A 21,873-nucleotide genomic window follows, 5' to 3' on the forward strand; every position below is an offset into this window, starting at 1 on the left:
CTCCCAGAAGGACCACCGTGGATCTCACCATCGGAATCATCGGCTTCGGCGCGCGCGCCACACTGCGCGAGGAGGTGCATCGCCCAGGTCACGGGTCGCGCATCACCGCGATCTGCGACCCGTCGGAGCGTGCGCGAAACGACGCCCGGCGCCTGCTCCCCGAGGTTTTCGTCACCGACTCGCTCGACGAGCTGCTCGCCTCAGGAGTCGACGCCGTCATGGTGCTGACGCCCGACGACACGCACGCCGCTCTGAGCATCCGGGCCCTCGAGGCGGGCGTCGCGGTGTTCTGCGAGAAGCCCCTCGCCATCGACCTCACCGACGCCGATGCCATGCTCGAGACGGCCCGCCGCACCGGCAGCCGCCTCTACATCGGTCACAACATGCGCCACATGCCGGTGATCACCCTGATGCGCGAGCTCATCCAGGCCGGCCGGATCGGCGACGTCAGGGCCGTGTGGGTGCGCCACTTCGTCGGACACGGGGGCGACTACTACTTCAAGGATTGGCACGCCGACCGCAGCCGCACGACCGGGCTGCTCCTGCAGAAGGGGGCGCACGACATCGACATCATCCACTGGCTGGCCGGCGCCTACACCGAGCAGGTCGCGGCGATGGGCGAGCTCAGCGTCTACGGCGGCATCACCGACCGCCGCGATCGCACCGGGGAGCGGATGCCCGACTGGTTCAGCGTCGACAACTGGCCGCCCGCATCGCTCACGGGCCTGAACCCGGTGGTCGACGTCGAGGACATCTCGATGGTGAACATGCGCCTGTCAGGCGGCATCCTCGCGTCGTACCAGCAGTGCCATTTCACGCCCGACTACTGGCGCAACTACACCGTGATCGGCACCGAGGGGCGCATCGAGAACGTCGGCGACACCGCCGGCAGCGAGGTCAGGCTGTGGAACCGGCGCCACCGGGGCGCGGCAGAGGCCGACGAGACGTTCATCGTTCCCGAGGCTGAGGGCGCAGGGCACGACGGCGCCGATGCTCTCCTGGTCGCCGAGTTCCTGCGGTTCGTGCGTGATGGCGGCGTCACCGAGACGTCACCCGTCGCCGCACGAGAGGCAGTGGCCGCCGGCATCCTCGCCACCGAGTCCCTGCGTGCAGACGGCTCGGCGATCACGGTCCCCGAACTGGATGCGGATCTCGTCGCGTACTTCGAGCGCGGTCAGGTCGAGTAGACCGGATGCGTCGCGCCTCTGCCGGGCGAATCTCCAGGTTCGCCCGGCAGAATGTACAAACGTACATGTACGTGCGTACAGGCATGACAGCGCTGGGGGATCCGCATGAGCGAGGGCACACGCCGCCGCCGCGATCCTGAGGCGCGCCGTCTCGAGATCGTCACCGCGGCCGCCGAGCTCATCATCGAGATCGGCGTCGACGCGCTCACCCACCGCAAGGTCGCCGCCCGCGCGGGTGTGCCGCTCGGTGCGACCACGCAGTACTTCGCCACACTCGACGACCTGCGCGAGGCCGCCATCGGCGCGCTCGCCGCCGAGATCGAGGCCCGCATCGACGAGACCCGCCGTGCGGTGGTGGTCGAGGGCGTCACTCCTGCGGGCCTCGCGAAGCTGGTGCACCAGGGCCTCACGGACGCGCGGGCCATCCAGGCCGACCGCGCCGTCGTCACCGCGGCCGTGCACGACCCGCGGGTGCGGGCGTTCGCTCGGCAGTGGTCCGACGAGGTCGTGGGATTCATCGCGCCCGTTCACGGACTGGATCGCGCCAGGGCCGCCGCGGTCTTCATCGACGGCGTACTCTGGCACTCTCAGATCCACGACGAGCCGCTCGACGAAGAGCTCATCCGCGACGCCCTCGCCGGGATCCTCACTCCTCCTCCGGCGTCCCCCTCCGCATCCCCCGCCGCTGCATCCGCCTGATCCGATCGAGAGAGAATCCGCCTTGTCGAACCTCGCCGTCCTGAGTCTCAAGAACCGCGCACTGATCGCACTGATCACGATCGTCGCCGCCGTGTTCGGCGGGCTCGCTCTGACGAACCTCAAGCAGGAGCTCATCCCGTCGCTCGAGCTGCCCAACCTGATGGTCATGACGACGTACCCCGGTGCGTCGCCTGAGGTCGTCGAGAACGACGTCTCGACGCCCATCGAGTCGGCGATCCAGGGCGTCCCCGGGCTCGAGGGCACCACGGCGACGAGCACGACCAACGCGTCGATCGTGCAGGCGACCTTCGCCTACGGCACGAATCTCGCGACGGCCGAGCAGAAGATCCAGCAGGCGATCAACCGCATCTCGGGTCAGCTGCCCGCCGACCTGAGCCCGCAGGTGCTCGCGGTGTCGATCGACGACTTCCCCGTGATCCAGGTCGCGGTGACCGGCTTCGACGACGCAGAGAACGCGCAGGCCGAGCTCACGAGCGTGGCCATTCCCGAGCTCGAGGACGTCGACGGCGTCAATGCCGCGCAGCTCATCGGAGGCGTCGGACAGCGCATCACGATCACCCCCGATGTGGCCAAGCTCGCCGCGGTGGGAGAGAGCACGCAGGCGATCAGCACGGCACTGGAGCAGAACGGCACGCTGTTCCCCGGCGGTGACATCACCGAAGACGGCCAGACCCTGACGGTGCAGACCGGTGCGAAGATCACCTCCGTCGAGGAGATCGCGGCCCTTCCGCTGGTCGGCACGACCGCGAAGGTCGGCGACGTCGCCACGGTCGTGCAGGAGACAGACCCCATCTCGTCGATCTCGCGCGTCGACGGTGAAGACGCCCTCTCGATCTCGATCACCAAGCTGCCCGCCGCGAACACGGTCGAGGTGTCGCAGGGGGTCATCGCCGCGCTCGACACGATCGAAGAGGCGTTCCCCGACGCGAAGTTCACGATCATCTTCGACCAGGCGCCCTTCATCCAGCAGTCGATCGAGACGCTCGCGACCGAGGGGCTGCTCGGGCTCGTCTTCGCCGTGATCGTCATCCTCGTCTTCCTGCTGTCGATCCGCTCGACTCTCGTGACGGCGATCTCTATCCCGACCAGCGTCCTGATCACCTTCATCGGGCTGCAGGCCTTCGGCTACTCGCTCAACATCCTGACGCTCGGCGCGCTCACGATCGCGATCGGACGAGTGGTCGACGACTCGATCGTCGTGATCGAGAACATCAAGAGGCACTACGTCGGCGATGCCGACAAGGGCGATGCCATCCGGCTCGCCGTGCGCGAGGTGGCGATGGCGGTGACGTCGTCGACCATCACGACGGTCGCGGTGTTCCTGCCGATCGTGTTCGTCGGAGACATGGTCGGAGAGCTGTTCCGGCCGTTCGCGATGACCGTGTCGATCGCGATGGTGGCCTCGCTGCTCGTGTCGCTGACGATCGTCCCGGTGCTCGCGTACTGGTTCCTGCGCCCGGGCAAGCCGCTGCTCGACGAGAACGGCGTGCAGATCGACCCCGAGCACCCGGATGCTCCGCCGACGCGCCTCCAGAGCGCCTACCGCCCGATCCTGGGGTGGACCCTGAAGCACTCCGGTCTCACCGTGATCCTCGCGGTCGTGGTGCTCGGAGCCACGCTCGCCGCGGCCCCGCTGATGAAGGTCAACTTCCTCAGCGACTCTGGCCAGAACACCATGACCGTCACGCAGGACCTCGGTCCGACCGCGAGCCTCGAGACCAAGTCGGAGGCGGCGGTCGCCGTCGAGGACGCACTGCTCGAGATCGACGGCGTCACCACCGTGCAGGCCTCGATCGGATCGAGCGGATCAGCGCTGCGCGACGCGTTCTCGGGCGGCGCCGGCGTGACCTACTCGGTGCTCACCGATGCGGACGCCGACCAGGAGAAGCTCCGCACCGCGGTTCAGGATGCGATCGAGGATCTCACCGACGTCGGAGAGGTGTCGGTCGCCGCATCCGCCGGTCTCGGCTCCAGCGACATCGAGATCTCGGTCACCGCGTCGAACGCCGACGACCTGCAGACGGCCACCACCGCCGTGGTCGACGAGCTCGAAGGACGCGACGGCGTCGGCAAGGTCACCGACAACCTCGCCGCCGCTCTGCCGTACCTCGCCGTGGTCGTCGACCGCGACGCCGCGGCCGCGCGTGGACTGTCCGAGGTCGCCGTCGGCGCGCTCGTGTCGAACACGATGCGCCCCCAGCAGGTGGGCACGGTCGAGATCGACGACACCGCGCTCACGATCTACCTCGCGGCGGCCGAGCCGCCGACCACCGCGCAGGCCCTGCGCGAGCTCACCATCCCGAGTGCCCTCGGCGTCGTGCAGCTGCAGGACATCGCGACGGTCGAGGAGCGCAACGGCCCGACCTCGATCACCACCGAGCAGGGGCGCCGTACCGCGACGATCACCGTGCCGCCGGCATCCGACAACCTCGCCGTGGCGACTCAGTCGGTCAACGAGGCCATCGCCGCCGTCGACCTGCCCGACGGTGCATCCGCCGAGGTCGGCGGCGTCGCGACGCAGCAGGCCGACTCGTTCTCGCAGCTCGGTCTCGCGATGCTCGCCGCGATCCTGATCGTCTACGTCGTGATGGTGGCGACGTTCAAGTCGCTGCGCCAGCCGCTGCTGCTGCTCGTGTCGGTGCCGTTCGCGGCGACCGGGGCGATCCTGCTGCAGATCGTCACGGGCGTGCCGCTGGGCGTCGCCTCGCTGATCGGTGTGCTGATGCTGATCGGCATCGTGGTCACGAACGCGATCGTGCTCATCGACCTCGTCAACCAGTACCGCGAGAAGGGGTTGTCGACTCTCGACGCGGTCAAGGCCGGTGGCGAGAAGCGTCTGCGCCCGATCCTCATGACGGCGCTCGCGACGATCTTCGCACTCACCCCGATGGCGCTGGGAATCACCGGGCATGGCGGGTTCATCTCGCAGCCGCTCGCGATCGTCGTGATCGGCGGCCTCATCTCGTCGACCGTGCTGACGCTCATCGTGCTGCCGACCCTCTACAACCTCGTCGAAGGTGCGAAGGAGCGGCGTCGGGCCCGCAAGGCGGGATCCGGCGATGACGGGTCTGCACCGGTCGACGGCGACGAGCCGTCCGACGGTCCGGCGCCTGCAGGCGATCTGGCGCTGGTGGGTTCTGGTGCCGGTGCGGGTTCTGGTTCTGGTTCTGGCGAGTCCGGTCTGCCGCACGCGCCGCAGCTGACCCGTCGGGAGCTCCGCGAGCGCGGAGACTGACCGCCGCCGCGTTCACAATTCAGCACGGCTGTGCCCGATGCCCGCCCGGAAGCGATTCCCGGGCGGGCATCGGCCGTCTCATGCTGAATCGTGCACGCGGGCGTCAGCGGTCAGTCGAGCGTGATGCCCCACTGCAGGGTCCAGGTCTCGCCCGGTGCGAGGCGACGGAGGCCCGTGCCGCTGTTGAGGGCGTCAGCGGGGGCGGTCATGGGCTCGATCGCGACGGCGAGCGACTGTCCCGGGTACTTGTCGGTCGTGTAGACCTGGACGACGTCGAAGCCCGCGCCCTGCCAGAGCGTGACACGGCGTCCGTCGGGGGCGGTCAGCGAGTGCCGGACGAGCCCGTCGGCATCGCGCTCGAGGTCGGTGAATCCCGTGTCGAGCGTCACTTCTCCGAGACGGGCGCCATCGCGAAGCGCGGCATCCGCGGGCCGGGCGCCGGTGGGCAGCATCCGCTCATCGGTGGTGATCTCCGTCTGAGCGGGAACGCGCAGCACGAGATCGTGCGGGTCGACATCGCCGATCGTGACGAACGGGTGGGTGCCGAGAGCGACCGGCGCCGCCGTCGCCGAGCGGTTCGTCAGAGCATGCGTGACGTCGATGCCGTCAGCGCGCAGCACGTAGGTGACGCTCGTCTCGATCAGGTACGGGTATCCGGTCTGCGGCACGATCGTGGCGCTCAGCGTCGTCGCCGACGCTGACTCTTCGACGGCGTAGGCGGTGAAACGCAGCAGGCCGTGGCTCGCATTGGCGAACTTCGGCTCGGTGATCGCCAACTGGCGGACGGTGCCCTCGTCGTCCCAACGGCCGTCACGCACTCGGTTCGGCCACGGCGCGAGCACGACCCCCGAGCACGACGGGGTCGGAGAGTCGGCCGGATACGGCGAGATCAGATCGACCGAGCCGATGCGGAGCGATCGGAGGGATGCGCCGACCTGGGCGATCTGGGCGCTGACGTCGCCGAGCTGGAGGTGCACCTGGGTGCCGGTGGGGGATGCGGAGTTCACCCCGCAATCGTATGGCGAGCCGCGAGGGACAGGGGGACTGGGCGGATTTTCAGGAGCGACCGCTACACTTGATGCGTCGGCTTCGGACACCCGCGCAGCGCGCGGACGTTTTTGTGTAAGAAGTGTGAGTCCAGGGGCCGATGGTGAGCGTCGCTCGACGCTAATCAACCATCACATGAATGGCCCCGGCCGCTGACAGTCCGGAACCCCGCCCGATCGCATCCGATCCGGCGCAGGGTGCTCGCGCGTGTGCGCGGCGCCGTTCTCGTGCGAGAACTCAGAAGGACACACCCATGCCCAAGAACAAGAAGCCGCGCGGCGGCCGTCCCGCCGCCAACTTCGAGCCGCGCTACGGCGCGAACAAGACCTCGTTCCACGACCGCCACGCCGGCGGCCGCGACGCCGGTCGCGACACGCGCGATTCCCGCGATGCTCGCGGCGGACGCGCGGATGCCGGTGAGCGCCGCACCTCGACCGCTGGTTTCGACCGTCGCCCCGGCAGCCGCAGCGCGAGCCACCGCGGCTACCGTCCGGCCGAAGAGGGCGCGCCCAAGCAGCGCTGGAGCGCTCAGGAGCGTGCGGGTCGCGACGAGTCGCGCGGCATCCGCAACCGTGCCGAGTCGGGTCGCCGCGAGGCGCCGCACAACCGCGACGAGCGTCCGCGCTACAACGACCGCTCCTCCGCGGGCTTCGACCGTCCGCGCCGCGATGACCGCGCCGGCCAGCGTCCGACCGGTCCCGGCACGTACCGCGATGAGCGCGGCGGCCAGCGTGACGAGCGTCCGCGCCGTGACGACCGCGGTGCGGGCACCCAGCGCCAGGGCTTCCGCGACAACGATCACCGCGATGGCGGACGGCCGGGTCGTGACGACCGCCGTGACCAGCGTTCCGGCGGCTTCCGCGACGATCGCGGCGGCCAGCGTTTCTCCCGTGACGACCGCCCGCAGCGCGACGACCGCGGTGCGTCCGAGCGTCCGCGCTTCAACCGCGACGACCGTCCTGGCCGCTCGGGCGACCGCACCGAGCGTCCGCGCTTCGACCGCGCAGCATCCGAGCGTCCGCGCTTCGACCGTGACGACCGTCCTCGTCGTGACGACCGTGGCGCAGGCCCGCGTCGTGACGACCGTGGCGGCGCCGAGCGCCCTGAGCGCTCCTACGACGCCGACCGTGCGCGTCGTGCTTTCGACCGTGACCGCACTCAGCGTTCGTTCGAGGGTGGCCGCGACGAGCGTTCGCGTCCCTCGACCGGTGGCGCGTACCGCACCGAGCGTCCGCGCCCGCTCACGTCGGACACCCGCGGACGGCCGGCGCGCAACGAGCGACCCAGCCGTAACGACTGGAACGCCACATCGAGCGCCGCACCCGCCAAGAAGTTCGAGCAGACGGATGACGTCGTGCACGAGCGCCTCGAGGCCAAGTCCGTCGCTGCGGTCGAGGTCGACGGTGTGACCTTCGGCGACCTCGGTCTCGGATCGAACATCGTCGAGACGCTGGTCGGCATGGGCGCGGCGACGCCGTTCCCGATCCAGGCTGCCAGCATCCCGGCCGTGCTCGAGGGGCGCGATGTCCTCGCCCGCGGCCGCACCGGCTCCGGCAAGACCATCGCCTTCGGCGCACCGCTCGTCGAGCGCGTGCTGCAGTCGCAGGCCGGCAAGCGTCGCGAGTTCGGTCGGTCGCCGCGCGCGATCATCCTCGCTCCGACGCGCGAGCTCGCGCTGCAGATCGATCGCACGATCCAGCCGATCGCACGCAGCGTCGGTCTCTTCACCACGCAGATCTACGGTGGTGTGCCCCAGGGCCGCCAGGTGGGTGCGCTGAAGAAGGGCGTCGACATCGTCATCGGCACCCCCGGCCGCATCGAGGACCTCATCAACCAGGGCAAGCTCGACCTCTCGGACTGCCGCATCGCGGTGCTCGACGAGGCCGACCACATGTGCGAGCTCGGTTTCGTCGAGCCCGTGCAGCGCATCCTGCGTCACACGGCCGACGGCAGCCAGAAGCTGCTCTTCTCGGCGACGCTCGACCGTGAGGTCGCGGCTCTCGTCGACGAGTTCCTCGTCGACCCTGCCGTCTACGAGGTCGCCGGAGAAGACCAGGACTCGAGCACCATCGAGCACCGTGTGCTCGTGATCGAGCACCGCGACAAGGCAGACATCCTCACGTCCCTCGTCGACCGCGACGGCAAGACCCTGGTCTTCGCCCGCACCCGTGCCTACGCCGACATGCTCGCCGAGCAGTTCGACGATGCCGGCATCCCCGCGGTCTCGCTGCACGGTGACCTCAACCAGGCCAAGCGCACGCGCAACCTCGAGCGTCTGACCTCGGGCCGAGTGAACGTGCTCGTCGCGACGGACGTCGCCGCCCGCGGCATCCACGTCGACGACATCGACCTGGTCGTCCAGGCCGACGCCCCCGACGAGTACAAGACGTACCTGCACCGCTCCGGCCGTACGGGCCGCGCCGGTCGTTCGGGTCGCGTCGTGACGCTGATCACGCGTCAGCGCCAGCGTCGCATGACCGAGCTGCTCGAGCGCGCCGAGATCGACGCGCCGTTCGAGAACGCTCGCCTCGACGACGACCTGATCGAGGAGATCGCCGGTCGCGTGCCGACCGCGGCAGACCTCACGGCCTGATCCGTCACGCTCGAAGGCCCCGTCCCTGCATCTGCGGGGGCGGGGCCTTCGTCGTGCGCGGATGCTGCGCGGCTACGGACGCCGCGGGCTGCGGCGCGACTCAGCCGAGTTCGTGCTCGTGGATCGCCGTCGTCAGAGTCGTGCCGTTGAGGTCGAGGTAGAGCACCTGCTCGGTGACGGTGAGGGTCATGGTGTTGCGGCGCTCGATGAGCGGTGCGGCCGAGTCGATGAAGCCGGGATCGAAGCTGTAGACACGGATGTCTTCCGAGCGGTGGATCCTCTTGTCGGCCCACGGGGCCATGACCTTCGCCGGGTCGCGGTGCGTGTAGACGACGGTGCGCTCGGCGAGGCGGCTGCCATAGTGCAGGCGCTCGGCGTCGGGGGCGCCGATCTCGATCCATGCGGTGGTCTGGCCGGTGAGGTCGCGCACCAGAACGGCAGGCTCGTCGGTCTGCGAGATGCCGCCGCCGAACGTGATGCCCTCGGTGAACTCGAGCCCGTAGGCGAGCACGCGGGTGAGCATGTACGCATCGGTCTCGGACGGATGCCGTGCCACGCGCAACGAGAAGTCGTCGTACACACCGCGATCCATGTCGGCCAGCTGGACCTCGAACGTGTGCATTGTGGAGCCGATAGCCATAACGTCCGAGCCTACGCGCCCTGGAGGCACCCTCCGGACCTCGGCCGATCGCTCTCGGCGACTCGCCGAACGCGCCGATGCACGCTCAGAACAGCATCGGCTGCGCTGGGGAGGGTGCAGGAGCGAACGCGGGGGCCGGGCGCCCGTGCGGAGCGGACGACCGGATGCCGCGCACGGGGTAGTCGTCTTCATGCTGCCCGTCGAGCCCATGCATCCGGATCAGGGGCCGTGCCCGTTTCGCGAGCCACTGCCGATACCCCTTCGGTGCCTCGGCCGAGACACCGGGATAGAGCCCTCGATACGACGAGACGAGGTCGGGGCGGAGCTCGCCGAGCCACTGCATGAACCAGGGCTTCACGCCGGCGCGGAGGTGCAGAGCGCCGTAGATCACGCGACTCGCCCCGGCCTCCTTGATGCGGCGCAGAGCGGTGTCGATCGCCTCGACCGAGTCGGTCATGTGCGGCATGATCGGCATCAGGAAGACGGTGACACGGAAGCCCGCATCCCGCAGCGCCCGCACGGTGTCGAGCCGCGCCTGTGTCGTCGGGGTTCCCGGCTCGATCGCCTTCTGCAGGTCGTCGTCGTACATCGCGATCGACATCTGGATGTCGACGGGCACCCGCTGCGCGGCCTTCACCAGCAGGGGGATGTCGCGCCGGATCAGTGTGCCCTTCGTGAGGATCGACATCGGCGTGCCCGAGACTGCAAGAGCCTCGATGATCCCCGGCATCAGCTTGTAGCGCCCCTCGGCGCGCTGATACGGGTCGGTGTTCGTGCCGAGTGCGACGGTCTCGTGCTCCCAGCTGCCCTTGCGCAGTTCTCTCTGCAGCACTTCGACCACATTGACCTTCACGACGATCTGCGAGTCGAAGTCGGATCCGCCATCGAGGTCGAGATACTCGTGCGTGCCGCGAGCGAAGCAGTACACACATGCATGGCTGCACCCGCGGTAGGGGTTGATCGTCCACGCGAACGGCATGCGCGAAGCGCCCGGAACATGGTTGAGCGCGGACTTCGACAGCACCTCGTGGAACGTCATGCCCGCGAAATCGGGGGTCGTCACCGTGCGGAGGACGCCGGCGCGATTCTCGAGCCCGGGCAGCGCCGCGGCATCGACGTCACCGAGTTTCTGTCCTTGCCACCGCATGAGAACCATTCGAACATAGAAACGATATTGGCGTCAACCGGAGTGAGACATATGTTCTATCCGACTTAAGGGACAATGGGAGCATGTACTTCGCGCCGCAGCCTCAGCATGCGGCGCCGCGCTCCCCGATTCGCGGACCCGCACTGCCCATCGGTCTTGCGGTGACCGCCGTCGGCATCCTGCTGTCGATCGCCGGCGCGCCCATCGCGAACTCGGGCGCGAGCGAGGCGGAGATGCCGCAGCCGCTCGTCGTGCAGGAAGTCCCGGCGGTCGAGGTCGGAGCGACGACGGCGGCCGACCCGTGCTCGGAGCCGACTGTGCTGGAGGCGATCGCGGTGGCCGACGATACGGCGATCATCGCCGGCTTCGGCGGTGCGGAGAGCTTCCGCGCAGCAGTCATCGCCGGCAATGCGCCGTGCGTGGCGCTCGACGATCCCGCCCATGTCTGGGTGGTCGTGAACAAGGCGCGTCCGCTGGCCCCTGTCGCATTCGCGCCGTCATCGCTCGCCGACATCCCGCTGCAGATGACGACCGCATCCGGTCAGGCGCGCGCCGACGTCTCCGCTGCGGTGGGCGAGATGGCCGCCGACGCGGCAGCCGAGGGGGCCGGGCGCATCGGGGCGAACAACGGCTACCGCTCGTACGACCTCCAGGTGGCGACCCATGCCTCGCACGTGCGCAACAGCGGGCAGGCCGGTGCAGACGCGTCGTCGGCGCGAGCGGGCCACAGCGAGCACCAGACCGGTCTCGCCATCGACCTCGTGGCCTGCGACTCCCGATGCGGGGCGATCGAGGCGTTCGGTGCCACGGCGCAGGGGGAGTGGATCGCGGCGAACGCCTGGGAGTACGGATTCATCGTCCGATACGAGCAGGTCGGCTCCGGAATCACCGGATACAAGCCGGAGCCGTGGCACCTGCGCTATCTCGGACGCGACCTCGCGGCCGCCTACCACCACGGTGGATATCACACGCTCGAGGAGTTCTTCGGGCTCCCGGCCGCGCCCGATTACGCGCACTGAACGCAGGGTCGAACGTCGTCTGGACGGTCGCATTGCGGCATCCGACAATCGCGGTACCCAGTCCCACCGATTGTGGGATGCATTCTCACAACGGGCTGTCCCGGTGTCGGTGAACCGGCATAGAATCGCCGGAGCAATGACGCACGAACGTTCAGGAGGACGCAATGGAACGCGACATCTACGAAGAGGATCACGAGGCATTCCGCGACCTCGTCAAGGATTTCGTCAAGCGCCACGTGACCAATGAGGCGATCGAGGGGTGGGACGCCGCGGGTGAGATCGACCGGGCGACCATGCTGGCGGCCGGTGAGGCGGGCCTGATCGGTCTTTCGGTCCCCGAGGAGTTCGGCGGCGCCGGGATGCTGCAGGACTACCGCTTCCGCACGATCGTGATGGAAGAGGTCATCGCCTCCGGTGCGGGTTCGCTGGCCGGCGCCTTCGGCATCCAGGACGACCTGGCCGTGCCCTACCTCGTGCACATGGGCACGCAGGAGCAGAAGGAGAAGTGGCTGCCCCGCATGGCCACGGGCGAGGTGCTCGGCGCTCTCGCGATGACCGACCCCGGTGCCGGCTCGGACCTCCGCGGCATCAAGACCAACGCCAAGAAGGTCGACGGCGGCTACATCCTCAACGGAGCCAAGACGTTCATCTCCTCCGGCACCACGGCCGACGTCGTGGTGACCTTCGTCAAGACCGGCGAGGGCAATCGTCCCGACGCGTTCAGCCTGCTGCTCGTCGAGAAGGGCATGGAGGGCTTCGACCAGGGCAAGAAGCTCAGCAAGATGGGCTTCCACGGGTGGGACACGGCTGAGCTCAGCTTCACCGACGTGTTCATCCCCGACGAGAACCTCATCAGTGGCAAAGAGGGCCAGGGGTTCATCCAGCTGATGCTCAACCTGCCGCTCGAGCGCCTCTCGATCGGCGTCGCCGCGGCCGCGGCCGCTCAGGCAGCCCTCGACTGGACCGTCGCCTACACGAAGGACCGCGAGGCGTTCGGCGAGCGCATCGCCGACTTCCAGAACACCCGCTTCCGCCTCGCCGACATGGCGGCGACCACCGACGCGATGTGGGCGTACATCGACCGCGCGCTGCTCGCGTACAAGAACAGCACGCTCACCGCCGAAGACGCCGCGAAGGTCAAGTTCTGGGCGACCGAGCGCGAGTGGGAGGTGCTCGACACGGGCGTGCAGCTGCACGGCGGCTACGGCTACATCATGGAGTACCCGATCGCCCGCGCCTTCACCGATGCCCGGGTGCACCGCATCTACGGCGGCACGAACGAGATCATGCGCGACCTCGTCGGTCGCCAGATCGTCGGCAAGCGCTGACGCATCGTCTGCGGAAGGGCCCAGGATGCCGGCATCCTGGGCCCTTCCCATTGTGCAGAAGTAGGTTTCTGCCATGGATCCGCTCACCGTCGCTTACGAATGCGCCTTCGCAGAGGGCATCGAGAGTGAGTGGGAGAACACGTCCGCAGACGGTCTGTGACCGAGATCACGGACGTGAGCCTCGCCGGTCAGCGCGGCAGACGACCGCCGACACCCGCTCGGCGCAGCCGGTCGGCGATCAGGATGCCGAGGGCAGTGCCTCCGAGGCAGCTCGCGAGCGTGATCGCGAAGAACGTGATCTGCAGTCCGATGTCGAACGTCCCGAGGTTGAAAGAGGTCCACGCGAGGATCGGATAGACGATGCCGACGATCGCCGCGCCGAGGTAGTGCAACCAGGTTCCCCAGTAACGCCAGAGGACGAACAGGAACGGGAGTTCGGTGAATGCCGCCCACCAGACGTTCGTGGCCACGCTGCTGAAGCCGTATCCCGAGAACGGGACGATCACGAGCCCGGCGAGGAGTCCGACGAGCAGCCCGACCAGGGGGCGCCGCAACAGGCGCAGGGCGATCACCGAGGGCAGCAGCCACAGCCCGGCAAGTCCCACGCTGACGAACGGCAGGCCGAGGAACAGGAGCGTGGAGATCCAGTTGGCGGGTGCGAGCAGGATGCCGCCGGCGACGCCGAGTGCTGCGCAGGTCAGCAGGATCGCGGTCGGGAACCGGTAGCGCGAGCGTCCGCCGCCGCCGGTGCGGGGTCGATTCTGCACCTCCGGAGACGTTTTCGGATGCGTTTCTGACCCCGCACCGGCCGCCGAGACCGCCCCGGACGACGCATCCGCGTAGGGGTTCGGACGCACGGCATCCGCTCCGCGCACGGCATCCGCCCCGTTCATGGCATCCGACCCGCTCATGCGAGGGGCTCGGCAGCGGCGTCGCGGGCGGTCTTCGAGGCCGGCGAGGATGCGCCGATCTTCCAGTAGCCGCAGAAGCTGACGGCGTTCTTGTCGACGCCGCGTTCGCCGACGAGATGCTTGCGCGCACCCGAGGCGAGCGACTGCTCGCCCGCGGCATAGGCGTGGAACGGTGCGTCGGGCAGCGACAGCTCGCCCAGCCGGGCGAGGGCGAACGAGCCGGGGGCGAACTCATGCGGGCGCACGAGCCAGACGACGTCGATTCCGGCTGGATGCGGGAACTCCAGCGCATCCTCCTCGGTGGGCACCTCGATGAGCGCGGTGCCGGTCGCATCCACGGGGAGCGAGGCGCAGATCGAGGCGATCGCCGGCAGCGCGGTCTCGTCGCCGACGAGCACGACCCGCTCGATGCCGCGCTGCGGATTGAACGTCAGCCCCTCGTCGATGATCAGCACGTGCTCGCCGGGCTCGCACGTCTCAGCCCATCGGGACGCGGGACCCGCCGTGCCGTCGGCCGCAGATCCGTGCAGCACGAAGTCGACGTCGATCTCGGCCCCGGCCTCTGCGGTCGCCGCGCGATACGCCCGCACGCTGTAGTTGCGCATCACCGGACGCTCACCGTCGGGGATCCGCAGGAACTTGAGGTAGCCGAACATCTTGTTGGCCTTCGCCGGCACCCGGTCGAGTCCGGCGTCCCCGCCGATCGGCAGGAAGAGTCGGAACCACTGATCGAAGCCCATCGGCCGGAACTTCTCGATCTCGCCCCCGCCGAGGGTGACCCTGATCCAGTGCGGGGCGAGCCGTTCCGTGCGCAGGACGCTGAGGTGGATGAGCTCGGGCGACTCGGGCTTGACCAGTTTGCTGAATGCCATGGGGACGCCTTTCAGGGCAGCTGCCAGGGGAAGAACGACACGAGGATCGCGACGGATGCGGCGATGGAGACGACGATGAAGACGGTGTCGCGCGTGCGGAACGGCACGAGGTGGCGCTCGGTGCGGGTGGGGTGGGCGCCGAAGGCGCGGGAGTCCATCGCGAGAGCGACGCGCTCGGCGTGGCGGATGGCTCCAGCGAGGAGCGGCACGATGTAGCCCCATCCGCGGGCGATCCTCGCGAACGGACCGCTGCCGCCATGATGACCGCGCACGCGATGCGCCGCGCGGATCACGGACAGCTCATGTCCGAATCGCGGCACGAAGCGGAAGGCGGCGAGCGCCGTGTAGCCGATCCTGTAGGGCACCCGCAGCTGCTGCACGCTCGCGCGCACGAGGTCGGGCCCGGTCGTGGTGAGGCCGCCGATCAGCGCCAGCGAGATGATCGCGCCGAGACGGAGAGCCGTGGCGAAGCCGATCGCGAGAGCGCCCTGATACAGCGTCCAGTCGCCGATCTGCAGAGCAGGCGGGGTGTCGCCGACGATGCCCGCGTCGACCCACAGCGAAAACCCGAGACCGATCGCGAGCATGCCCACGGGCAGCGCGAGGAACAGCAGCGCTGCGGTGCGCACCGTGAGCCGCGCCCCCACGACGATCAGAGCGAGCGACAGCACCAGGAAGGCGGCAGGGGTCGCGAGGTCGCGCACGAAGATCAGCACCACCATGGCCGGGACGACGCCGGCGACCTTGGCCAGCGGATTCAGGGCGTAGAGGAACTGACGCGGAGAGGATGCTGTGACCGCCGCGTACGGATCGAACGTCTGCGCGCTCATGCGATCGCCCGCCCCGCAGCGGCGAGCACGCGCTGGAGCGCCGGGAGCCGGAGCCCGGCCTCGACGAACACCTTCTCGTCGCGGAACAGCGCATCGGTGCGGCCGGCGGCATGCACCCGACCGTCCCTCAGGATGACCGTGTGCGAGGCGTGCTCGGCGACGAGCTGCAGATCGTGCGTCACGATCAGGATCGTGGTGCCCTCATCGCGCAGGTCGTGCAGCAGGGCGAGCAGCTCGGATGCTCTCGCGCGGTCCTGTCCGAACGTCGGCTCGTCGAGCGCGAGCACCTGCGGGCGTGTGATCAGCGCCGTGCCGACCGAGAGTCGCCGCTTCTCTCCGCCCGAGAGCAGGAACGGGTGCACCTCGGCCTTGGCCTCGAGCCCGAAACGGACGAGCATCGAATCGACGCGCTCGGCGATCTCGGCATCCGGCGTGTGCCGCAGCCGCAGTCCGTGGGCCAGCTCATCGAAGACCGTGTGCGCGATGAACTGGTGCTCGGGGTTCTGGAACACGAACCCGATGCGGCTCGTGAGCTCCTTCGGTGACGCAGACCCCGGATCGATGCCGTCGACAGTGACCTGTCGCTTCGGAGGCGGCACGACTCCGGCGAGCGACTGCAGCAGTGTCGTCTTGCCCGCGCCGTTCGTGCCGACGATCGCGGTGAGAGTGCCCGGCGCGATGTCGAGGTCGATGCCGTGCAGGATCTCGGAGCGGTGGCGGCGGACGGTCAGACCGCGAGCGCTGATGATCGGGGTGGCGGAGCGTGCCGTCTCGTCGCTGCGCTCCTCGCTCGACGAGCGGGTGCTGTCGTCGGCGCGCTCCTCGATAGATGAGCGAGCGGAGCGAGTCGAAACGCGGTGACTCGTGGTCGCGGCGAGCGCGGCGGCGAGCTCGTCCGGCGTGAGGGGCAGCTCGGCGAAGTGCGTACCGGCATCCTGCATCCGCAATGCGGCGAGGGTCGCTGCGGGCAGCCAGACCCCCATCGCGACGAGTTCGGCGGCATGCGTGCGGATGACGTCGGGGGGGCGGCCCGTCGAAGACGACGCGACCCGCGCGGTCGATCACGATCGTGCGGGTGAGGAACCCCATCGCGGCATCGAGGTTGTGCTCGACCAGCAGGATCGACCGGTCGCCGGCGGCGACCACGTCGGCGAGCGCGGCGTACACGTCGTCGATGCCCTGGGGGTCGAGGTTCGCTGTCGGCTCGTCGAGCACGATGAGAGGCGAGCCCATCGCCAGGGCACAGGCGATCGCGAGACGCTGACGCCCACCGCCCGAGAGGCGGTCGGGGTTGTCGTCTCGCCTGTCCCACAGGCCGACGCGGCGCAGTGCGTCTTCGGTCCTCGTGTGCACCTCGTCGAGCGACAGCAGCAGGTTCTCGGGGCCGAAGGCGACCTCGTCGTAGACGGTGCCGGTGACGATCTGCGCATCCGGATCCTGGAAGACCATCGCGACGTGGGTGCTCAGCGTGGCGGTGGGGGTGTCGGCGGTGTCGAGTCCGCCGGCCTCGACCGAGCCCGTCATGGTCGCGGGCACGGCGTGGGGGATCAGTCCGTTGAGTGCGAGCGTCAGCGTCGATTTGCCCGAACCGGAGGGGCCGAGAAGCAGCACGACCTCGCCGGGGTGGATGTCGAAGGTGACGTCTTCGGGAGAGGGGTGCGCGGCATCGGCGTGCGTGATCGAGAGGTCACGCACGCGGAGAAGAGGCGCAGGTGAGCGCACGGCATAACCCCGGGTTTCGGCGGATCGGTACCGTTCTAACTTAGCTGAGCCTTACCTGATCCGCATTCGCCGGATTCCGGGTGATCGGGCGTCAACGACGGGCGACGCCCGCACGGCTCAGGGCGCTGCCGATCGCCAGCCCCACGGCTGTCCAGGCGATGGGTCCGAGCACGGAGATCACGAGGTAGGCGATCTGCGCCCACAGCGGCAGCACGGCCAGATGTGCCGCGAAGAACACGACGACCGCCACGATCACGCCGATCACGCCGGCCGAGATGAAGAAGCGCCACGCGCCCCATGAGCGATAGCGGGTGAGCGCGGCGATGCCCTCCTGGATCGCCCCGAACAGCAGCGCGGTTCCGATGAAGCGCAGTGCCCACGCCGGGTTGAACGCGCTCGAGATGAGAGCGGCGATGACGTGCGTGACGAGGGCCACGAGCGGTCGGCGCAGCACCTCCTGCGCGATGATCCCGGGCAGGACGTGCGATCCGAGGACGAGTCCGTACAGGAACGCCGGGCCCGCGAGGACGGGGAGCGTGATCCAGCCCGCAATCCCCCCGAGGATGCCGGTGGCGACGCCGATCGCGGCACAGACCAGCAGCACGCGAGTCGTCAGGACGGGGGAGGATGCCACACCTCCAGCCTACTTGCGCACCGATCGACCGGATGCGGTCGGACGCCGTGCAAAACCGCCCCCGGCATCCGTTCGTCGCGTGGTCTGCGCCGTTCGTCGCATCCGTCCCGAGACGCCCTCGCCGGTCCTGCGGATGCTTCCTAGCGTGGGTGAACGCAAAGACGCGCACCCCGAGGAGACCCCCATGACTGCACCTTCGTCGCATCGCCGCGACGGGACCGGCCGCGATCGCACCGGACTCGACGAACCGGTGATCACCACCGACCCCTCCCTTCCTCCCGTCGCCCTGACCGACGAGCACCACGAGAAGGCGAACCGCTGGACCTGGCCGAAGATCCTGATCTGGTCGGCGATCGCCCTGCTGGGTGCCGTGGCCTGGACCATGCTCGCGATCGTGCGGGGCGAGACCGTCAACGCGATCTGGTTCGTGTTCGCGGCCGTCTGCACGTATCTGATCGGGTACCGGTTCTACTCCAAGGTGATCGAGAAGTACATCACCCGCCCCGACGACCGCCGCGCGACCCCGGCGGAGGTCAAACAGGACGGCAAGGACTACGTCCCCACCGACCGCCGCGTGCTCTACGGCCACCACTTCGCCGCGATCGCCGGTGCCGGACCGCTCGTCGGCCCGGTGCTCGCCGCGCAGATGGGCTATCTGCCCGGCACGATCTGGATCATCGTCGGCGTCGTCCTCGCCGGTGCCGTGCAGGACTACACGGTGCTCTTCTTCTCGATGCGCCGCGGCGGCCGCACGATCGGCCAGATGGCGCGTCAGGAGCTCGGACGCATCGGCGGCACGGCGGCGATCGTCGCTTCGCTCCTCATCATGCTGATCATCGTCGCGATCCTCGCCCTCGTCGTGGTCAACGCACTCGGAGAGAGCCCCTGGGGCGTGTTCTCGGTCGCGATGACCATCCCGATCGCCATCTTCATGGGCGTCTACCTGCGCTTCCTGCGCCCCGGCAAGGTCACCGAGGTCTCGATCATCGGCTTCGTGCTGCTGATGGCCGCCATCATCGGCGGCGGCTGGGTGGCCGGCACCGACTGGGGCCAGGCGATCTTCCACCTCGACCGCACCACGATCGCGTGGGGCATCATCATCTACGGCTTCATCGCCGCTGTGCTGCCGGTCTGGCTGCTGCTCGCTCCGCGCGACTACCTGTCGACCTTCATGAAGATCGGCGTGATCGTCATGCTCGCCGGAGCGATCATCCTGGTGCGTCCCGAGATCACCGTCCCGGCGGTCAGCATCTTCGGCGAGAACGGGATGGGCCCGGTGTTCGCGGGCCCGCTGTTCCCGTTCCTGTTCGTGACGATCGCGTGCGGCGCGCTGTCGGGGTTCCATGCCCTGATCGCGTCGGGCACCACACCGAAGCTCATCGAGAAGGAGCGCCAGACGCGCTTCATCGGATACGGCGGCATGCTCATGGAGTCGTTCGTCGCGATCATGGCACTCGTCGCCGCGATCTCGATCGACCAGGGCATCTACTTCGCCATGAACGCACCGACGGCGGCGACAGGGGGCACGGTCGAAGGGGCCGTCGCCTTCGTCAACTCGCTGGGACTGACGGGGGTGAATCTGACGCCCGAGATACTCACCGGCACAGCGCAGGCCGTCGGCGAGGAGTCGATCGTCTCCCGCACCGGCGGTGCGCCGACGCTGGCCCTGGGCCTCGCGCACATCATGCAGCAGGCCCTCGGCGGGCAGGCGCTCATGGCGTTCTGGTACCACTTCGCGATCATGTTCGAGGCCCTGTTCATCCTCACCGCGGTGGATGCGGGCACCCGCGTCGCGCGCTTCATGCTGCAGGACTCGATCGGCGCCTGGTTCCCCAAGTTCCGTGACGTCTCGTGGCGCCCCGGGGTCTGGATCTGCACCGCGATCATGGTGGCCGGCTGGGGAGCGATCCTCATCCTCGGCGTCACCGACCCGCTCGGCGGCATCAACACCTTCTTCCCGCTGTTCGGCATCGCGAACCAGCTGCTCGCGGCGATCGCGCTCGCCGTGGTGATGGCGATCGTGGCCAAGAGGGGTCGCAGTTACGTCAAGTGGCTGTGGATCATCGGTCTGCCGCTCGCGTTCACGGCGGTCGTCACGATCACCGCGTCGCTGTACAAGATCGCCTCGCCCGTGCCCGCCATCGGCTACTGGGCGAACCATTTCCGCTACGTCGAGGCCCGCGACAGCGGCGACACCTCGCTCGGAGCTCCTGAGGTGCTCGACGCCGTCATCCGCAACACCGCCGTGCAGGGCACGCTGTCGATCATCTTCGTGACGCTGGCGATCATCGTGATGGTCGCCGCGGTCGTCATGACGATCAAGGCGATCCGCAACGGAGGCGGCGAGAACACGGAGGAGACCCCGGTCGCCTCCCGACGGTTCGCTCCGGCCGGATTCCTGCCGAGCCCGGCCGAGCGCGAGCTCGAGAAGGAGTGGGAGCCGATCCTCGCCGACGAGCGCAAGGCATCGACCCACTGAGATGGCCGACACCATGAACCGCGTGGATGCCGCGACCACCCTCCTGCGCACGCTTCTCAGCGGAGCGGGGCGGGTGGCCCGCGGCATCCGCTGGTACATCACGACTCTGATGGGCGACAGCGCCTACGCGACCTACGTCGCGCATCACCATCGGCAGCACCCGGAGGAGGAGCCGCTGACCGAGCGGCAGTTCTGGCGGCAGCGGATGGACGATCAGGATCGCAATCCGGGCGCACGGTGCTGCTGAAGCGCGATCGGTTGCTGAGACCCGATCGACTGCTGAGGCGCGGTCGTCGCCGACCGCCGAGTGCCTAGGCTGAGAGCATGACCGACGTCGTTCTCGCTGCGGTGCTCGGCGTGCTCGGCGGCGTCGTGCTCACGGTTCTCCTGCTGCTCGCCCGTCGGCTCGCTCGCGGGGCGGCGGATCTCGGCAGCGATGCCGAGCGGGCGGCCCTCACCGCCCTGCACCATGCGAGTCTGGCGGCGCCGCACCTGCGCGCGGGCCTCGCCGGGCCCGACGTGGTCAAGGCTGCCCGACACCTGCGGGTGCTGCTCGGCAGCGCGGCGGTCGCGATCGTCGACGCCGACGGCGCACTGTCGTTCGACGGCCCCTCGGACGGGCTGGAATCGGCAGCCGTGCGCATCGCCGAGCAGGTCACGGCGTCGGGGCGTCGTCAGGTGTTCCCCTCGCCCGGCGCCGACGACGACCTCGAGGGGGTCGGTGCGCCCATCCTCGTCGACGGACGGGTGATCGGAGCAGTGGTCGCGTTCGCCGCACCGGTGCGCGCCTCCCTCGTGCGTGCGGCCGAAGAGGTCGCCGACTGGTGCGCCGCCCAGGTCGAGCTGGGTGATCTCGACAGCTCGCGCACACAGCTGGCCGAGGCGGAGCTGCGGTCGCTGCGGGCCCAGATCTCCCCGCACTTCATCTACAACGCGCTCACCGCCATCGCGTCGTTCATCCACACCGACCCCGTGCGCGCCCGCGAGCTCGTGCTGGAGTTCGCCGACTTCACCCGGTATTCGTTCCGCCGACAGGGCGAGTTCACGACGCTGGCGGAGGAACTCGGCAGCATCCACTCGTATCTCGAGCTCGAAAGGGCTCGGTTCGGCGAGCGGCTGAGGGTCACGCTGCAGATCGCCCCCGAGACGCTCGCCACCGTCATCCCCTTCCTCTCGGTGCAGCCGCTGGTCGAGAACGCGGTGCGCCACGGTCTCGAGCCCGGGGAGGGCGGCGGCGAGATCCGCATCGCATCCCGGGATGACGGCACCCATACCGAGATCACGGTCGAGGACGACGGGATCGGGATGGACCCGGAGGGTCTGCGCGAGCTGCTCACGGTCGGCGCCGAGGGGCTGCACATCGGTCTGCGCAACGTCGACACGCGCCTGCGCCAGCTGTACGGCGCCGACGGCGGACTCGTCGTGGAGACCAACACGGGCGCAGGTACCCTGGTGCGGATGCGGGTGCCCAAATCGCAGCCGCTCCATGATCCGGACAACGACTGAGGT

General features: G+C 69.0%; 16 protein-coding genes and 1 pseudogene. 9 read left to right on the plus strand and 8 right to left on the minus strand.

What is annotated here, in order from left to right; all coding sequences use genetic code 11:
* The first annotated feature begins 17 nt into the window (after nt 1-17).
* From OD997_RS14890 to OD997_RS14900, 3 genes are all read left to right on the plus strand, one after another.
* On the plus strand, nt 18-1,187 hold the full coding sequence (locus OD997_RS14890; RefSeq protein WP_434332277.1) for a Gfo/Idh/MocA family protein: 1,170 nt from the start codon (nt 18-20) through the stop codon (nt 1,185-1,187).
* Between the two features lie 105 nt (nt 1,188-1,292).
* The gene (locus tag OD997_RS14895) at nt 1,293-1,886 is read left to right on the plus strand and encodes a TetR/AcrR family transcriptional regulator (protein WP_434332278.1); all 594 of its coding nucleotides are present in this window, start codon (nt 1,293-1,295) and stop codon (nt 1,884-1,886) included.
* A gap of 22 nt (nt 1,887-1,908) precedes the next feature.
* The gene (locus OD997_RS14900; protein ID WP_434332279.1) at nt 1,909-5,142 is read left to right on the plus strand and encodes an efflux RND transporter permease subunit; all 3,234 of its coding nucleotides are present in this window, start codon (nt 1,909-1,911) and stop codon (nt 5,140-5,142) included.
* 110 nt (nt 5,143-5,252) lie between these two features.
* Here the strand turns inward: OD997_RS14900 and OD997_RS14905 are convergent, their stop codons facing one another.
* The gene (locus OD997_RS14905; protein WP_434332280.1) at nt 5,253-6,149 is read right to left on the minus strand and encodes an aldose 1-epimerase family protein; all 897 of its coding nucleotides are present in this window, start codon (nt 6,147-6,149) and stop codon (nt 5,253-5,255) included.
* Nucleotides 6,150-6,442: 293 nt separating this feature from the next.
* Between OD997_RS14905 and OD997_RS14910 the strand changes: the two genes are divergently transcribed.
* Nucleotides 6,443-8,782, plus strand: a complete 2,340-nt coding sequence (locus tag OD997_RS14910; protein WP_434332281.1) for a DEAD/DEAH box helicase — start codon at nt 6,443-6,445, stop codon at nt 8,780-8,782.
* Nucleotides 8,783-8,882: 100 nt separating this feature from the next.
* Here the strand turns inward: OD997_RS14910 and OD997_RS14915 are convergent, their stop codons facing one another.
* Nucleotides 8,883-9,422 carry a YaeQ family protein gene (locus OD997_RS14915; protein WP_341956359.1) on the minus strand — a complete coding sequence of 180 codons (540 nt, stop codon included), beginning with the start codon at nt 9,420-9,422 and terminating at the stop codon, nt 8,883-8,885.
* An 85-nt stretch (nt 9,423-9,507) separates the two neighbouring features.
* Entirely contained in the window at nt 9,508-10,569 is a 1,062-nt protein-coding gene (locus OD997_RS14920; RefSeq protein ID WP_434332282.1) for an Rv2578c family radical SAM protein, read from the minus strand.
* An 83-nt stretch (nt 10,570-10,652) separates the two neighbouring features.
* Between OD997_RS14920 and OD997_RS14925 the strand changes: the two genes are divergently transcribed.
* Complete coding sequence (locus OD997_RS14925) at nt 10,653-11,588, plus strand: M15 family metallopeptidase (RefSeq protein WP_434332283.1); 936 nt, start codon at nt 10,653-10,655, stop codon at nt 11,586-11,588.
* A gap of 164 nt (nt 11,589-11,752) precedes the next feature.
* The gene (locus OD997_RS14930; RefSeq protein WP_056310070.1) at nt 11,753-12,916 is read left to right on the plus strand and encodes an acyl-CoA dehydrogenase family protein; all 1,164 of its coding nucleotides are present in this window, start codon (nt 11,753-11,755) and stop codon (nt 12,914-12,916) included.
* A 188-nt stretch (nt 12,917-13,104) separates the two neighbouring features.
* On the opposite strand, the gene OD997_RS14935 is transcribed toward OD997_RS14930, so the two are convergent.
* The 5 genes and pseudogenes from OD997_RS14935 to OD997_RS14955 all read right to left on the minus strand — a co-directional run bounded on the left by OD997_RS14935 (nt 13,105) and on the right by OD997_RS14955 (nt 17,885).
* Nucleotides 13,105-13,827 (minus strand): ECF transporter S component, encoded by a 723-nt coding sequence (locus OD997_RS14935; protein ID WP_434332284.1) that lies wholly within the window; start codon nt 13,825-13,827, stop codon nt 13,105-13,107.
* Nucleotides 13,824-14,699, minus strand: coding sequence for a siderophore-interacting protein (locus tag OD997_RS14940; RefSeq protein WP_434332285.1), 876 nt, complete (start codon nt 14,697-14,699; stop codon nt 13,824-13,826). The genes OD997_RS14935 and OD997_RS14940 overlap by 4 nt, the downstream gene beginning before the upstream one ends.
* An 11-nt stretch (nt 14,700-14,710) precedes the next feature.
* The gene (locus OD997_RS14945) at nt 14,711-15,529 is read right to left on the minus strand and encodes an energy-coupling factor transporter transmembrane component T (RefSeq protein ID WP_434332286.1); all 819 of its coding nucleotides are present in this window, start codon (nt 15,527-15,529) and stop codon (nt 14,711-14,713) included.
* A pseudogene (locus OD997_RS14950) lies at nt 15,526-17,251 on the minus strand (ABC transporter ATP-binding protein). Before OD997_RS14950 ends, OD997_RS14945 begins: the two are co-directional and overlap by 4 nt.
* A gap of 91 nt (nt 17,252-17,342) precedes the next feature.
* Nucleotides 17,343-17,885 (minus strand): ECF transporter S component, encoded by a 543-nt coding sequence (locus OD997_RS14955; protein WP_434332287.1) that lies wholly within the window; start codon nt 17,883-17,885, stop codon nt 17,343-17,345.
* A gap of 184 nt (nt 17,886-18,069) precedes the next feature.
* On the opposite strand from OD997_RS14955, the gene OD997_RS14960 reads away from it, so the two are divergent.
* From OD997_RS14960 to OD997_RS14970, 3 genes are all read left to right on the plus strand, one after another.
* Nucleotides 18,070-20,364 carry a carbon starvation CstA family protein gene (locus tag OD997_RS14960; protein ID WP_434332288.1) on the plus strand — a complete coding sequence of 765 codons (2,295 nt, stop codon included), beginning with the start codon at nt 18,070-18,072 and terminating at the stop codon, nt 20,362-20,364.
* A gap of 1 nt (nt 20,365) precedes the next feature.
* On the plus strand, nt 20,366-20,611 hold the full coding sequence (locus tag OD997_RS14965) for a YbdD/YjiX family protein (protein ID WP_434332289.1): 246 nt from the start codon (nt 20,366-20,368) through the stop codon (nt 20,609-20,611).
* 77 nt (nt 20,612-20,688) lie between these two features.
* Nucleotides 20,689-21,870, plus strand: a complete 1,182-nt coding sequence (locus tag OD997_RS14970; protein WP_434332290.1) for a histidine kinase — start codon at nt 20,689-20,691, stop codon at nt 21,868-21,870.
* The last annotated feature ends 3 nt before the right edge of the window (nt 21,871-21,873 follow it).

The organism is Microbacterium sp. CGR1 (assembly GCF_051062835.1).
GTDB lineage: Bacteria > Actinomycetota > Actinomycetes > Actinomycetales > Microbacteriaceae > Microbacterium.